The sequence below is a fragment of the Sphingomonas alba genome (assembly GCF_023516555.1).
GTDB classification, from domain to species: Bacteria; Pseudomonadota; Alphaproteobacteria; order Sphingomonadales; family Sphingomonadaceae; genus Sphingomicrobium; species Sphingomicrobium album.
The window spans coordinates 1,190,362-1,203,561 of record NZ_JAMGBD010000001.1 but is presented as its reverse complement, the minus strand read 5'-3'; the positions used below and the strand labels follow the sequence as shown (position 1 = coordinate 1,203,561).

The following is a 13,200-nucleotide window of genomic DNA, read 5'->3' as shown; positions in this document are numbered from 1 at the left end:
ACCGCTTGAGCTTTCCTCCGCCTCTCACGTTCGCCGAGGGCCAGAGACTGATTTACGGCTGGCTGGCGGCCGCGGCCGGCATGTTCTGTGCCATTGCGGCGGTCGCGATGGTCTGCCTGCTGATGTGGGGCGGCTGGAGCGCGGCCCAGGAGCATAGCATCGTCGTCATCTTCGGATGTGCACTCGGCGGATTCATCGCCGCGATGAGCTCGGTGATTGTCGGCCTGCTGGTCGGCGGACCCGTGGGACGGTTCAAGGGTGCGGCGGGCAAAGACGGCGTCAGCCTGGAAGCGGAGGGTGAATGATCCCGATCCCGAACCGCTTGGCGCCGAAGCTCATCGTCGGCATTGGCTGCGTGCTGCTGCTGGCGCTGCTGGTTCATGACCGCAACCGCTGGAAGGCGAAGACAGAAAATTATGCCGAAATGCTGGCGGGCGAGCGGGCGGCGCATGCCGCGACGGTCGCCAATGTCCGCGCCGCCGCCGAGCAGGCGCGTGCCTTAGACGCGGCCAATGCCGCGCGGGTGAAGGCCGAGCAGGCGGCAATCAACGAAAGGACAGAGAATGAATTTGAAGATCGTATTGCCGCTGCTCGCGCTGCTGCCGGGGGCCTGCGCGCACTCAGCCCCGCCGCAAGCGATTCCCGCAATGGCGGAACAGCGCCAGTGCCCGGCCTATCCATTGCCGCCAAGCGGGTTGCTCAAGACACCGAAGAAGGTGGACTTCCTCAGCCCGACCAATTGACGGCGACGGAACAGGCGATCCAGCTCGACGAACTGATCAAGTGGGTGCGGGCGCAAGCGGCGGTCGCGCCATCCAAAGACTAGCGGCGGAAATGGAGGCGGGCGGTGGCGCGGAGCGAATGGCTGCGGCCCGGGCCATCGGCGACGCTGTCGCTATCGCCCTGCTCGGCGCTGATCTTGCTGTACTGGTAGGTCGCGCTGAGATCGATGCCGTGTAAGGTGCCGGAAACGCCGGCGCCATAGATTTTGCCGCTGTCGCGTTTCTGGCCAAGCAGGCGCGCGTGGCCGGGATCGAGCGGGCCGGTCGGCGCGGCCTCGCGCTTGATGCGGCCAGTGATCGCGAACAGCGACGCCTTGCCAAGGTCGAACGTCAGCTTGGCGCGCTGTCCGGCTGAGGGGTCAGGACCCGGGTCGAGACGGTAGGAGGAGGGCGCTGTCGCCTCATCGATGGGGGCGAGCAGGCCGCGCGCGACGATCGGGTCGATGGAAAGCGAAGGCGGATCGTCCTTCGCAAAAGCAGCGCTCGCCAAGCAGGCGCTCAGCCCGGCGCAGATCAGCTTCAGCTCGCGGCCCCTGTTCACGACGGTTCAACCCTCCGTCGCGCGCTTTGCTCCGTCCATCCGGGGGTGTCCCGCTTTGGGCCTCAGGATTTTGCCGATAAGGTTGCCGCCATGAGACCCGAGAGACTGAATGCGCTGACCGACGGCGTCGTCGCCATCGTGCTGACCATCATGGTGCTGGAGCTGAAGTTCCCGGCCGAAAACACGTTCGCGGCGGTCATGGAGGTGATGCCGCTGCTTGCGGCCTACCTCCTCGCCTTCATTTACGTGGGCCTCTACTGGAACAACCATCATCACATGATGCAATCGGCGCAGAGGGTGACCGGCCTGGTCTTGTGGACGAACCACGCCTTGTTGTTCTGCCTGACCCTGTTTCCCTTAATGATCCGCTGGATTGGCGAGGCCGGCGTGACTCCCTGGCCGGTGGCTTCGTTTGGAATCGTGCTTGCGGGCGCCGCACTGACGTTCAGGATGCTGCAATGGGCATTGGCGGCTGCGGCAAGCGAAGGCGCGCGGATCAGGGAAGTCGTCCAGCATCCGTTGAAGGAATATTCGAGCCTCGCAATCTACCTCGCGGCGATCGCTGTCGCGTTCTGGAGCCCATATGTCTCCGTTGCGATGTATGTGGCGGTCGCGCTGATCTGGATCGTCCCGGACCGCCGCTTCGCGCGCCAGCCCTGATGCGCCGGCTGTTCGCGTTCCTGGTTCTGGTGGCAGTGCCGAGCCTCGCCCCCGGTGCGGTTTCCCCGATCCTGACCGCGAAGCCGACCGCGACGGCATCGGTCCTGCCGAGTGGCCGGACCGTCGTAGCCAATGGTGCAATCGCCTACGTTCCGGCCTCCGCGAACGGCAAACCCATGCCGCTGATCGTCCTGCTGCATGGTTATGGTGGCAAGGCTGACCAGTTCCTCAACCGCTTCACCAAGGAAGCGGACAACCGGGGCGTCATCCTTCTTGCCTTGCAATCGAAAGGGCCGACCTGGGACCTGATTCCGCGCCATGACGGCGGAGACGGGCCGCTGGCGATGAAATCAGCACCGAACTTGCGGTTTGGAGCGGATATTGCCCGTATCGACGCTGCACTCAGCGATCTTTTCAGCCATATGCCGATCGATACGCGCCACGTCGTCCTGCTCGGCTTCTCGGATGGCGCGAGTTACGCATTGTCGCTGGGGCTGGCCAACCCGCAGCTGTTCACGACGGTGCTCGCTTTCTCGCCGGGATTCGTCGTTATACCGAAGATGGTAGCGCCTTCGCAGCATGTGTTCATTGCCCATGGCCGGCAGGATCAGGTGCTGCCGTTCCAGGTTGCCGAGAAGGACATTGCCGGCTTGATCATAGCCAACCACCTGAAGCCAATATTCCGGCCTTTCGTCGGCGATCATCATATCGATGACAGCGCACTTTCCGACGGGCTTGCCTATGCGCTCGGGGGGACGGTTCCGGCATCCGGCTTGTAAGGCTTCCACCCGCTTCCCAGATTTCCTGCAACTGAGCGGGAGCATCTCGTTGGAACAATATCACGGAACTACGATCCTGGGTGTCCGCAAGGACGGCAGGACCGTTATCGCCGGCGACGGTCAGGTGAGCCTGGGCAATACGGTCATTAAGCCCAATGCGAAGAAGGTCCGGCGCCTGGGCGCGGACGGGCAGGTCATCGGCGGGTTCGCCGGGGCGACCGCGGACGCCTTCACTCTGTTCGAGCGGCTGGAGAAGAAGCTGGAGCAGCATAACGGCCAGCTGATGCGGGCAGCGGTCGAACTGACGAAGGATTGGAGGACCGACAAATACCTTCGCAACCTCGAAGCCATGATGATCGTCGCGGACACGGATTCGCTGCTGATCCTCACCGGCAATGGCGACGTGCTGGAACCGGAAGGCGGGATCGCCGCCATCGGGTCCGGCGGCAATTATGCGCTCGCCGCGGCGCGGGCCCTGGCGGACTATGAGCCGGATCCGGAGACGCTGGCGCGTCGGGCCATGGCCATTGCCGCCGAGGTCTGCGTGTTCACCAACGATCGCCTGACCGTGGAGACGATCGGCTGATGAACGACAACCTTACGCCGAAGGCGATCGTCGCCGCGCTCGATGCGCATATCGTCGGGCAGGAGGACGCCAAGAAGGCGGTCGCGGTGGCGCTGCGTAACCGGTGGCGGCGGCAGCGGCTGAAGCCCGAGCTCAAGCAGGAAGTGACGCCCAAGAACATATTGATGATCGGGCCGACGGGCTGCGGCAAGACGGAGATCAGCCGCCGGCTGGCGAAGCTCGCCGATGCGCCCTTCGTCAAGGTGGAGGCGACCAAGTTCACCGAGGTCGGCTACGTCGGCCGCGACGTCGAGCAAATCGCCCGCGACCTGGTGGAGGAAGCGGTGCGCCTTGAGAAGGAGCGGCGCCGCCAGCGCGTCCGTGAGGCGGCGGAAGGCGAGGCGATGGATCGCCTGCTCGATGCGCTGACCGGCAAGGGATCGAGCGAGGCGACGCGCGAGAGCTTCCGCCAGCGCTTCCGCGACGGGGCGCTGAGCGATGCAGAGGTCGAGGTGGAGGTCGCCGAGGCGCCCGCCATGCAGTTCGAGATGCCGGGCAACGGCGTCAGCATGATCAATCTTAGTGAGATGATGTCGAAGGCCATGGGCGGGCCGCCGAAGAAGCGGCGCAAGCTGAAAGTGCCGGCGGCGTTCGAGAAGCTGCTCGAGGAGGAAGCCGACAAGCGCGTCGATCAGGACGATGTGGCACGCGTCGCGCTGGCCGATGCCGAAGCGAACGGCATCGTCTTCCTCGACGAGATCGACAAGATCGCCGTCAGCGACGTGCGCGGCGGTTCAGTGAGCCGCGAGGGCGTCCAGCGCGATCTCTTGCCGCTGATCGAAGGGACGACGGTGGCGACCAAATATGGACCGCTGAAGACGGACCATATCCTGTTCATCGCATCAGGCGCGTTCCACATCGCCAAGCCCGCGGACCTGTTGCCCGAGTTGCAGGGACGGTTGCCGATCCGGGTCGAACTGAAGGCGCTCAGCCAGGCGGATTTCGTCCGGATCCTGTCGGCGACGCGCGCCAGCCTGACCGAGCAATATCGGGCGCTGCTGGCGACCGAAGGCGTGACGATCGAGTTCGCGGACGACGGCATCGAGGCGCTGGCGCGGATCGCCGCCGAAGTGAACGAGGCGGTCGAGAATATTGGCGCGCGGCGGCTGCAGACGGTGATGGAGAAGCTGCTCGAAGAGGTCAGCTTCACCGCCGAGGACCGCAAGGGCGATAGCCTGGTCGTCGACAAGGCTTTCGTGGAGGCGCAGCTGGCCGGCATTGCGCGCAACGCCGACCTCAGCCGCTACGTGCTCTGAGGCACCTCCAGAGGTGTTAGGAGACGTCGCAGTGACGGTGTCGCGACGAGCAGGATGACGCTTCCGGCAATCGGCACGACTGCGATCGCCGCCCAGAAAAAGGTCGGCCCGCGCGCCTCGTAGATACTGCTAAGCGGGCCACTGACGAAGCCGGCAACGCTGACGGTCAGCAAGTTGAGCCCGAGCATCGTTCCGCGCCAACTCTCGGGTGCGTAAGTGGCGACAAAAGCGGCGCAGGTCGGGACGAACAGGACCCAGCCCGCGTTCGAAACGATGTGAAAGGCGATCGGCAGCAAGATTGGAATCCGGGACTCACGCCCGGCGATGGAGGGCGCGGCGGCGAGGATCAACATACCGAGGCCGAACAGGGCGCAGCCCGCCGCCATCCGCCCGTAATTCTCGGTGCGGGGTACACCCTTCCGCCAATAGAAGATGGCAGCGATCGCCATCACCATCGGTGCAAGACTGTCAAAAGACTGCAGCCAGGGGATCGGGATCCTGAACCCGCCGATCACGCGGTCCACATGGTCCTTCACCCATATGTTGTAGATGTTCCAGACCTGCGCTTGCGCCACCCAGAAGGCGAGGGGCACGGCGAAGAACAGGAGGAGTGTGCGGACATTGCGTTTCTCTGCACTCGTGAGCGCCGCGGCCTTGTCGACACGCATCGTCCGGGGTGGGTCGGGCGGGAGCGTTTTCATCCGTGCGAGATACCAGGCGAGACCGATCAGCATGCCGACCGCTGCGATGGCGAAGGCGGGATGGAATCCATACCGCTCGTTGACGATGCCGATGATGAGCGGCGAAATGAAGCCGCCCCCCGAAACCGTGAGATAGAAGATTTGGAAGGCTTCGGCGGTGCGTGTGTCCTCGGCGTCGTAAAGCGCCCGGATTTGCGGAGTGACGTTGCCACGGAGCAATCCCGCACCGGCAAGCACCAGCATTAGACCGACCAGAAAGGTCGCAGTGTAGCCGAGAAAGACATGACCCGCGCTCATCAGCGACGCCCCGGCGATCACCCCCGCTCGCCGCGAGATGAACCGGTCGCCGAGCCAGCCCCCGACAAGTGGCAGCAGCGAAAGCACCGTGATGTAGAGCGCGAAGATTTGGGTCGCCTGACCTTCAACGCTAAGCGGGCCCCGGACGGCCGTAATAACCGACTTGAGCGTGTGCAGCCCAACCACCTGGTCGACTGGGCCAGGAAGCAGCAAGTATTGCGTCATGTACAGGATCAGCAGCGCCTGCATGCCATAGAAGCTGGCGCGGTCCCACAGTTCGGTGGCTGCCAGCGTCCACAGGCCCGGAGGGTGACGGCGGACCGCCGCCGGTGCGGCGGAATCAAGTGCGACAGTCGCCATGGGCCAAGCCCCCGAATTTCGTGGCGAACTGTGGGCCGATGCCGCGGCTATGCAAGCATTATTGTTTCGCGAGCGTTCCTTCCGAGCGATATCGCCAGACGAGCCCCTGTGAGAAGGGTGACCACAAGCTCGTCCTGACGCCTGCCAACCGCAGGCGGTCGGCGGCCCAGACGTTGCAGGTGCTGATGGCATTGGCCTTGCCGCGGCCCTGGTAGAAAGCGTCGTCCGGGCCGTAACCCGGATGATCGATGCGGGTCGGTCGGCCATTGGCGTCGAGGGCGAACTCCGCGCGGATCGATTGCCACAGGCGGCGATATTCTTCGGGGCGCAGGCGAATGGCGCGAGCCGCATAAGCCGGGTCGCGGACCCATTCGACGTGCATGACCCTCCCGCCGCCGCTCAAGCCCGACCAGATTGTGGGCAGGGTGATGTCCCGCCAGCGCGGCGTGTCGAGGTAGACCCGCCGCTCGCCGGCGCCGAACGCGACCCAATGCGCTTGCGGGTCGGGCGCGGCAAAGTCGCCTTTCGGCAGGAGCAGCGCCCAATCGAGGCCCTGGACGTCGGCGGGCAGGATGAGGTCGGCATGGACGCCGTTGTTGGCGACATAGATGGTGATTCCGTCGTCAGGCTCATTCCAGGCGCGATTGACCGGGATCAGCGAGCCGATGAGCGCCGCCAGCAGATAGGCCGCTGGAATCGCCGCAATCGCCAGCGCGATTCGCCTGAGGAGCCTGTTTCTTTTGGACTTTCGACGCGGCACTCTTCCTCCTGACCTTGCCTTGGCTGGCCCGCCTGACTAGATGCCCCTCGCTGCCCTGAGCGGTGGCATCGGTCGGGGCGTAGCGCAGCCTGGTAGCGCATCACACTGGGGGTGTGGGGGTCGCTGGTTCGAATCCAGTCGCCCCGACCATCGCATTTCTTGCGCTATCCGCGCGATCGCGCAAAGAACGCGGCCAAGTCCTTCGAAGGGAATCTCTTCCTCTCATGTCCAGCTCGATTTTCGCGACCACCCTGGCCTCGGCCGCGGCCCCTGCAGGCGGCGCTGCCGGCCTCATCGGCTTCATCATGCCGATGGCCCTGGTCTTCATCATTTTCTACATTCTCGTCCTGCGTCCGCAGAACCAGCGCATGAAGGCGCACACCGCGGCCATCAACGCGGTGCAGAAGGGCGACGAGGTCATCACCGGCGGCGGAATTCGCGGCAAGGCGACCAAGATCACCGACGACGAGGTTGAGGTGGAAATCGCGCAAGGCGTGAAGGTCCGCGTGGTCAAGTCGACTCTGAGCCAGGTGTTCAGCAAGAACGCCAAACCGGCCAACGACTAAGGCGCACGATCGATGCTCGATTTCCCGCGCTGGAAAATCTGGTTGATTTCGCTGACCATTGCGGTCGGCATCTTCCTTTCCATCCCTAGCCTGATCGCCGGCACGCCGCTGGCGTCGAGCTGGCCGAAGTGGCTTCCCCATTACAAGATCAGCATGGGTCTCGACCTTGCCGGCGGCAGTCACCTGCTGCTCGAGGCCGATGCGCGGGACATGGACAAGACGCGCCTTGCGGCGATGGAGGATTCGGTCACGACCGAGCTTCGCCGCGGCGACCCCAAGATCGCCATCGGTGACATCTCGACGCAGGGTGGGCGCCTGTCGTTCATGGTCCGCGACCCATCGCAGGTCGATGCCGCGGTCGAGCGCATGCGGGCCATGACCCGCCCGCAGGGCATGACCGGCCAGCGCGACTGGGACGTCCAGGTGGTCGACACGACGCGGGTCGTGCTGACCCCGACCGCCAGTGGTTCCAAGCAGGCCATCGAGAATGCGATGAGCGTCGCCCGCGAGGTCGTCCGCCGCCGCATCGATCCGGGCGGAACCAAGGAAGTCACGGTCATCACCCAAGGCGGCAACCGCATCCTGGTGCAGGTGCCGGGCGTCGAAGACCCAGAAGCGCTGAAGCAGCTGATCGGCCAGACGGCCCGGCTTGAGTTCAAGCTGGTCGACCTTACGGCCGACCCGGCCCAGGTCGCGCAGGGCCGTGCGCCCGCAGGCAGCCAGGTGCTGACGATGGCGGACGGTTCCTCCAAGATCGCGGTCAAGCGCCGCGTCATGGTTTCCGGCGAGCAATTGACCGATGCCAAGCAAAGCTTCGACCAGGACGGCCGCCCGGTCGTCTCGATCACATTCAACTCGACCGGCGCCCGCCGCTTTGGCCGGGTGACCCAGGAGAACGTCAACAAGCCGTTCGCGATCATCCTTGACGACAAGGTCCTGTCGGCCCCGAACATCAACGAACCCATCCTTGGCGGCCAGGCGCAGATCAGCGGCAATTTCACCGTAGAGAGCGCCAATCAGCTGGCTGTCAGCCTTGCCAGCGGCAAGCTGCCGGTGAAGCTGAACGTCATTGAGGAACGAACGGTCGGACCGGAGCTCGGCAAGGACTCGATCCAGAAGGGCGTCGTCGCCAGCATCGTCGCGACGCTGGCCGTGATCATCTTCATGCTGATCACCTACGGGCGATTCGGCGTCTATGCCGACATCGCGCTGGTGATTAACGCCTTCGTGATCATCGGCGTCATGGCGCTGTTCAACGCGACGCTGACGCTGCCGGGCATTGCCGGCTTCATTCTGACCATCGGCGCCGCGGTCGACGCAAACGTGCTGATCAACGAGCGCATACGCGAAGAACAGCGACGAGGCCGCGGCGTCATCCAGTCGATCGAGTTCGGCTACAAGGAAGCGAGCCGCACCATCTTCGAAGCCAATACCGTCCACGCGATTTCCGGCGTCATTATGCTGGCGCTCGGTTCCGGGCCGGTGCGCGGCTTCGCGGTCGTCCTGCTGATCGGCATCATCACGTCCGTGTTCACCGCAGTCTATTTCACCCGCATGCTTGTCGCGCTGTGGCTCCGGCGCGTCCGGCCCCGCGTGCTCAATATCTAAGGCCCGAACGCAATGCGTCACCTGAAGCTCATTCCCGACAACACCAACATCGGCTTCGTCAAGCTGCGCTACTGGGCGTTTGGAATCACCGCCGCCCTGACGCTGGGGGCGATGGCGCTGGTCGGGATCCGCGGCCTCAACCTCGGCGTCGATTTCGTCGGCGGCCTGATGATCGAGGCCAAGTTCCAGCAGCCGGCGCATCTCGACACGCTGCGCGGCACGATCGACAGCCTCGGCGTCGGCCAGAGCTCGTTGCAGCAATTCGGTGACCCGAAGACGGTGTCGATCCGCCTGCCGCTGCCGCATGAGACGGACTCCGGCGCTACCAACCGTGTCGTCGCCAAGGTGAAGGCGGCCGTCGAGCAGACCAATCCGGGCGTGCAGTTTACGCGGTCGGATACCGTGTCGGGCAAGGTTTCGGGCGAGCTTATCCGCAACGGGCTTCTCGCCGTGTTCCTGGCGGTGTTCGCAATCGCCATCTTCTCATGGCTCCGGTACGAATGGCAGTTCGGCGTCTCGACCTTCGTCGCCATTGCCCACGACGTGCTCATGACCCTGGGCTTCTTTGCGCTGACGAGGATGGAGTTCGACCTCAACATTGTCGCCGCCGTGCTGACCATCATCAGCTACTCGATCAACGACAAGATCGTCATCGACGACCGCATTCGCGAGAATCTGCGCAAATACCGCAAGATGAACCTCGGCAATTTGATCGACCTGTCGGTGAACGAGACGCTGCCGCGGACGGTCATGACGTCCTTGACCATCCTGCTGGCCCTTGGCGCCCTGCTGATCTTCGGCGGCCATGTGCTGCGCGGGTTCACCTCGGCGATGATCCTGGGCATCATCATCGGCACTTATTCGTCGATCTATGTCTCGTCCTCGCTGCTGATCACGCTCGGCCTGTCCTCGGGGCCGCCGCCGGCGGACGAGGCACGGCCGGCAGGACGCGGCGAGCCGGCCCGCGACTCCTGACCGGCAATCGGCGGTTCAGAAAATAAGCTCCATCCAGACGCTTGGCCTCCCCAATACCCCGCGCTAGAAAGCCCGCCATGTCGACCCTGACCCGTATCGCAGCGCCGCTCGTCGCTGCCGCGTTGATCCTCCCCGTCGCCGGCTGCGCGAAGAACAAGATCAAGGGAGATACGGCCTACGTCGCCCGCGACGTCAACACGCTGTACAGCCTGGGCAAGAAGCGGCTGGACCAGAAGGATTACCTGATGGCGGCCAAGACCTTCGACGAAGTCGAGCGCCAGCATCCCTATTCGGTCTGGGCGCGGCGCGCGCAGCTTATGAGCGCTTTCTCTTATTATATGGCGCAGTCCTATCCGGACGCGATCAGCTCGGCGCAACGCTTCCTGACCATTCACCCGGGCAACAAGGACGCCCCGTACGCGAACTATCTGATCGCGATGAGCTATTACCAGCAGATCGAGGACGTGAACCGCGACCAGGGGATTACGCAGCAGGCATCCGACGCCTTCAACGAGCTAATCCGCCGTTATCCCGAGAGCCGCTATGCCGCCGATGCGCGGCTGAAGCTCGACCTCATCAACGACCACCTTGCCGGCAAGGAGATGGAGGTAGGCCGCTTCTACCAGCGCCAGGGCAATTGGTTGGCGGCGACGATTCGCTTCCGAACCGTTATCGATAAATACCAGACCAGCAGCCACACGCCCGAAGCGCTTGAGCGCCTGGTCGAATCCTATCTTGCCCTCGGCATTCCCGATGAGGCGCAGAAGGCCGCGGCAGTGCTGGGCGCCAACTACCCTGGCAGCAAGTGGTATGATCGCAGCTACAAATTGATGCAGCGGCACGCGCCGGCAGCGGCAGCGACGCCGCAGAGCTGATCCTCGCGGGCGCCTCCGGATGCTGAGGCAGCTCATCATTGAGGACGTGGTGCTGATCGACCGGCTCGCGCTCGAGTTCGAGCCGGGCCTCGGCGTGCTGACCGGTGAAACCGGCGCCGGCAAATCCATCCTTCTCGATTCGCTCGGGCTAGCGCTGGGTAACCGCGCGGATGCGTCGCTGGTGCGCAGCGGACAGGGCCAAGCCAGCGTATCGGCCGAGATCGAGCTGCCGGACGGCCATGCCGCCTTGGCGGTGCTCGACGAGCAGGGCATCGACCATGAGCCGGGCGAGCCGGTCATCCTGCGGCGATCGCTGAAGGCCGATGGCGGCAGCCGGGCTTTTGCAGGGGCCGCGAGCGTGCCGGCGTCGCTGCTGCGCGACGTTTCCGCGCAGGCGATCGAGATCCACGGCCAGCACGATGATCGTGGGCTTCTCAATCCCCGTGGCCATCGCGCCTTGCTCGACGCTTTCGGGCGTATCGATGTCTCGACCGTGGAGGCGGCCTGGAACCAGGTCGAGGAGATCGCACGGGAACTGGATGAGGCCCGGGAACTGGCGGACAATGCCGAGCGCGACCGCGATTATCTCGAGCATGCGGCGAACGAGATTGCGGCACTTGGCCCGGAAGCGGGAGAGGAGACGCGGCTGGCCGAGGAGCGGGCGGCAATGCAGGCCGGCGCAAAGGCCGGGGAAAGCCTGACCGGACTCGACGAATTGCTCGGCGGATCGGACGGCGCGCTGGCAAACTTGCGGCTGGCGGCACGGCGGATCGAACGAGGCGCGGCGGATCATCCGTTGCTGGCCGAAGCGCTGGCCTCGCTCGATCGGGCGGTGATCGAGGCGGGCGAGGCCGAGGACAAAATCGCACGCGCCGCGGATGCATTGGCGTTCGACCCGGCGCGGCTGGAGGCCACGGAGGCACGGCTGTTCGAGATTCGCGCCTTGGCCCGCAAGCATCGCGTTGATCCTGATGCGCTGGCGGCGCTGGGCGAAGAAATGCAGGCGAAACTGCAGGCCATAGAAGCGGGCGGCGAGCGGCTTGCCGAACTGGAGAGGGCGCTGCGCGAGGCGCGAGTTGCCTATGATGCCGTCGCCAGTGCGTTGCGCTCCCGACGGGAAGAGGCCGCGCGGCGGTTAGATGCCAAAGTCGCCGAGGAACTCGCGCCGCTGAAGTTGGATGCGGCCCGGTTCCGGACCGCGATCGCGGATGCGGAGCCCGGCCCGAAAGGCATGGACCGAGTCGAGTTCGAGGTCTCGACCAATCCCGGCGCGCCGTTCGGGGCACTGACCCGCATCGCTTCCGGCGGCGAATTGTCGCGCTTCATCCTGGCGCTGAAGGTGGCGCTGGCCGAAGCCGGCAACGCGCGGACAATGATCTTCGACGAGGTCGATCGCGGTGTCGGGGGCGCGGTCGCGAGCGCAATCGGTGAACGGCTTGCGCGGTTGGCGGCCGATGCCCAGGTGCTGGTTGTCACCCACAGCCCGCAGGTCGCCGCGCGGGCAGCGCACCATTACCGGATCGAGAAGAGCCACGGCGACGGCGGCACCCGGACGACGGTGCGCAAACTTTCGCCGGAAGAGCGTTGCGAGGAAATCGCCCGCATGCTTTCAGGCGCGGCAATCACCGATGAGGCCCGCGCTCAGGCCGCGCGGCTGATGGAGGCGGCATAATGAGTATCGAGCAGCGCAATATCGCCCACGAGTTCGACGGCGACCAGTTGGAGAGCGTCCTGGTTACGGACGGGACGGGCCAGGCGCTTCCCGGCGTCATCCTAATCCCTTCGGTCATGGGGATCACCGACCTGGAAATCGGCTGGGCGCGCGACCTTGCGGGGCGTGGATACAATGTGCTGGTCGTCGACATGTTCGGGAAGCAATTCCGCGGAGCAGCGCGCGACGTGATGTTCGGGGAGATGGGCCGCGTCGGGAAGGACCGCGCCAATTTGCGCGACCGGTTGCTGTCCATGCTCGAACTCGCCCGTGGGCAATCCGAGGTGGATTCAACCCAAATTGCCGTCATGGGCTTCTGTTTCGGCGGCAAGTGCGCGCTCGACCTCGCGCGAACCGGCGAGGACATCGCGGGCGTGGCCAGCTTCCACGGCCTATTCGATCCGCCCGGCCTGCCCGCCAACAAGATCAGCGCCAAAGTGGTTTGCTATCACGGCTGGGACGACCCGATGGTCACGCCGGATGCGGTCGTCGCTCTGGCGAAAGAGCTGACGGAAGCCGGTGCCGACTGGCAGATCCACGCTTACGGCCACACCGGCCACGGCTTCACCAACCCCAATGCAACCGCGCAGATCGGCATCCCCGGCGTCGAATATCAGGCGGCGGCGGCGCGGCGATCGTTCGCGGCGCTTTACGATTTCCTTGGTGAGCTGTTTGCCTGAGACGATCACCGAAGCGGATGCGGC

At 64.8% G+C, this 13,200-nt stretch carries 15 protein-coding genes and 1 tRNA gene; 13 read left to right on the top strand and 3 right to left on the bottom strand.

Translation table 11 applies throughout. The annotated features are described in order from the left end of the window. Positions 1-5: 5 nt before the first annotated feature. Together LZ536_RS06360 and LZ536_RS06355 are read left to right on the top strand one after the other, a co-directional pair. Positions 6-305, top strand: a complete 300-nt coding sequence (locus LZ536_RS06360; RefSeq protein WP_249847505.1) for a hypothetical protein — start codon at positions 6-8, stop codon at positions 303-305. Next, positions 302-826 (top strand): hypothetical protein, encoded by a 525-nt coding sequence (locus LZ536_RS06355; protein ID WP_249847503.1) that lies wholly within the window; start codon positions 302-304, stop codon positions 824-826. Before LZ536_RS06360 ends, LZ536_RS06355 begins: the two co-directional genes overlap by 4 nt. Here the strand turns inward: LZ536_RS06355 and LZ536_RS06350 are convergent. Then, positions 823-1,323, bottom strand: coding sequence for a hypothetical protein (locus tag LZ536_RS06350; protein ID WP_249847494.1), 501 nt, complete (start codon positions 1,321-1,323; stop codon positions 823-825). The genes LZ536_RS06355 and LZ536_RS06350 overlap by 4 nt on opposite strands. Positions 1,324-1,413: 90 nt before the next feature. On the opposite strand from LZ536_RS06350, the gene LZ536_RS06345 reads away from it, so the two are divergent. The 4 genes from LZ536_RS06345 to hslU are packed head-to-tail and all read left to right on the top strand — an operon-like array spanning position 1,414 to position 4,643. Further along, a complete protein-coding gene (locus tag LZ536_RS06345; protein ID WP_249847492.1) occupies positions 1,414-1,983 on the top strand; it encodes a TMEM175 family protein in 570 nt (189 codons plus the stop codon). After that, entirely contained in the window at positions 1,983-2,762 is a 780-nt protein-coding gene (locus LZ536_RS06340) for an alpha/beta hydrolase (RefSeq protein WP_249847491.1), read from the top strand. The genes LZ536_RS06345 and LZ536_RS06340 overlap by 1 nt, the downstream gene beginning before the upstream one ends. A 49-nt stretch (positions 2,763-2,811) precedes the next feature. After that, positions 2,812-3,348, top strand: coding sequence for an ATP-dependent protease subunit HslV (hslV, locus tag LZ536_RS06335; protein ID WP_249847489.1), 537 nt, complete (start codon positions 2,812-2,814; stop codon positions 3,346-3,348). Then, the gene (gene hslU / locus LZ536_RS06330; RefSeq protein WP_249847487.1) at positions 3,348-4,643 is read left to right on the top strand and encodes an ATP-dependent protease ATPase subunit HslU; all 1,296 of its coding nucleotides are present in this window, start codon (positions 3,348-3,350) and stop codon (positions 4,641-4,643) included. Before hslV ends, hslU begins: the two co-directional genes overlap by 1 nt. Here hslU and LZ536_RS06325 read toward each other — a convergent pair. Both LZ536_RS06325 and LZ536_RS06320 read right to left on the bottom strand, forming a co-directional pair. Continuing rightward, positions 4,631-6,001, bottom strand: a complete 1,371-nt coding sequence (locus LZ536_RS06325; protein WP_249847479.1) for a peptide MFS transporter — start codon at positions 5,999-6,001, stop codon at positions 4,631-4,633. The two genes, hslU and LZ536_RS06325, sit on opposite strands and share 13 nt — an antisense overlap. Before the next feature lie 58 nt (positions 6,002-6,059). Next, positions 6,060-6,761 (bottom strand): TIGR02117 family protein, encoded by a 702-nt coding sequence (locus tag LZ536_RS06320; protein WP_249847477.1) that lies wholly within the window; start codon positions 6,759-6,761, stop codon positions 6,060-6,062. Between the two features lie 73 nt (positions 6,762-6,834). Here LZ536_RS06320 and LZ536_RS06315 point away from each other — a divergent pair. The 7 genes from LZ536_RS06315 (at position 6,835) to LZ536_RS06285 (ending at position 13,176) form a co-directional block, all read left to right on the top strand. Continuing rightward, positions 6,835-6,911: transfer RNA gene (locus tag LZ536_RS06315), tRNA-Pro, on the top strand. A gap of 74 nt (positions 6,912-6,985) precedes the next feature. Further along, positions 6,986-7,327, top strand: a complete 342-nt coding sequence (gene yajC, locus LZ536_RS06310) for a preprotein translocase subunit YajC (protein WP_249847476.1) — start codon at positions 6,986-6,988, stop codon at positions 7,325-7,327. Between the two features lie 12 nt (positions 7,328-7,339). Continuing rightward, entirely contained in the window at positions 7,340-8,935 is a 1,596-nt protein-coding gene (gene secD, locus LZ536_RS06305; RefSeq protein ID WP_249847474.1) for a protein translocase subunit SecD, read from the top strand. Positions 8,936-8,947: 12 nt separating this feature from the next. Beyond that, complete coding sequence (gene secF, locus LZ536_RS06300; RefSeq protein ID WP_249847472.1) at positions 8,948-9,910, top strand: protein translocase subunit SecF; 963 nt, start codon at positions 8,948-8,950, stop codon at positions 9,908-9,910. A 77-nt stretch (positions 9,911-9,987) separates the two neighbouring features. Then, the gene (locus LZ536_RS06295) at positions 9,988-10,785 is read left to right on the top strand and encodes an outer membrane protein assembly factor BamD (RefSeq protein ID WP_249847470.1); all 798 of its coding nucleotides are present in this window, start codon (positions 9,988-9,990) and stop codon (positions 10,783-10,785) included. 19 nt (positions 10,786-10,804) lie between these two features. After that, a complete protein-coding gene (gene recN, locus LZ536_RS06290; RefSeq protein ID WP_249847468.1) occupies positions 10,805-12,457 on the top strand; it encodes a DNA repair protein RecN in 1,653 nt (550 codons plus the stop codon). After that, positions 12,457-13,176, top strand: coding sequence for a dienelactone hydrolase family protein (locus LZ536_RS06285; RefSeq protein ID WP_249847466.1), 720 nt, complete (start codon positions 12,457-12,459; stop codon positions 13,174-13,176). The genes recN and LZ536_RS06285 overlap by 1 nt, the downstream gene beginning before the upstream one ends. The last annotated feature ends 24 nt before the right edge of the window (positions 13,177-13,200 follow it).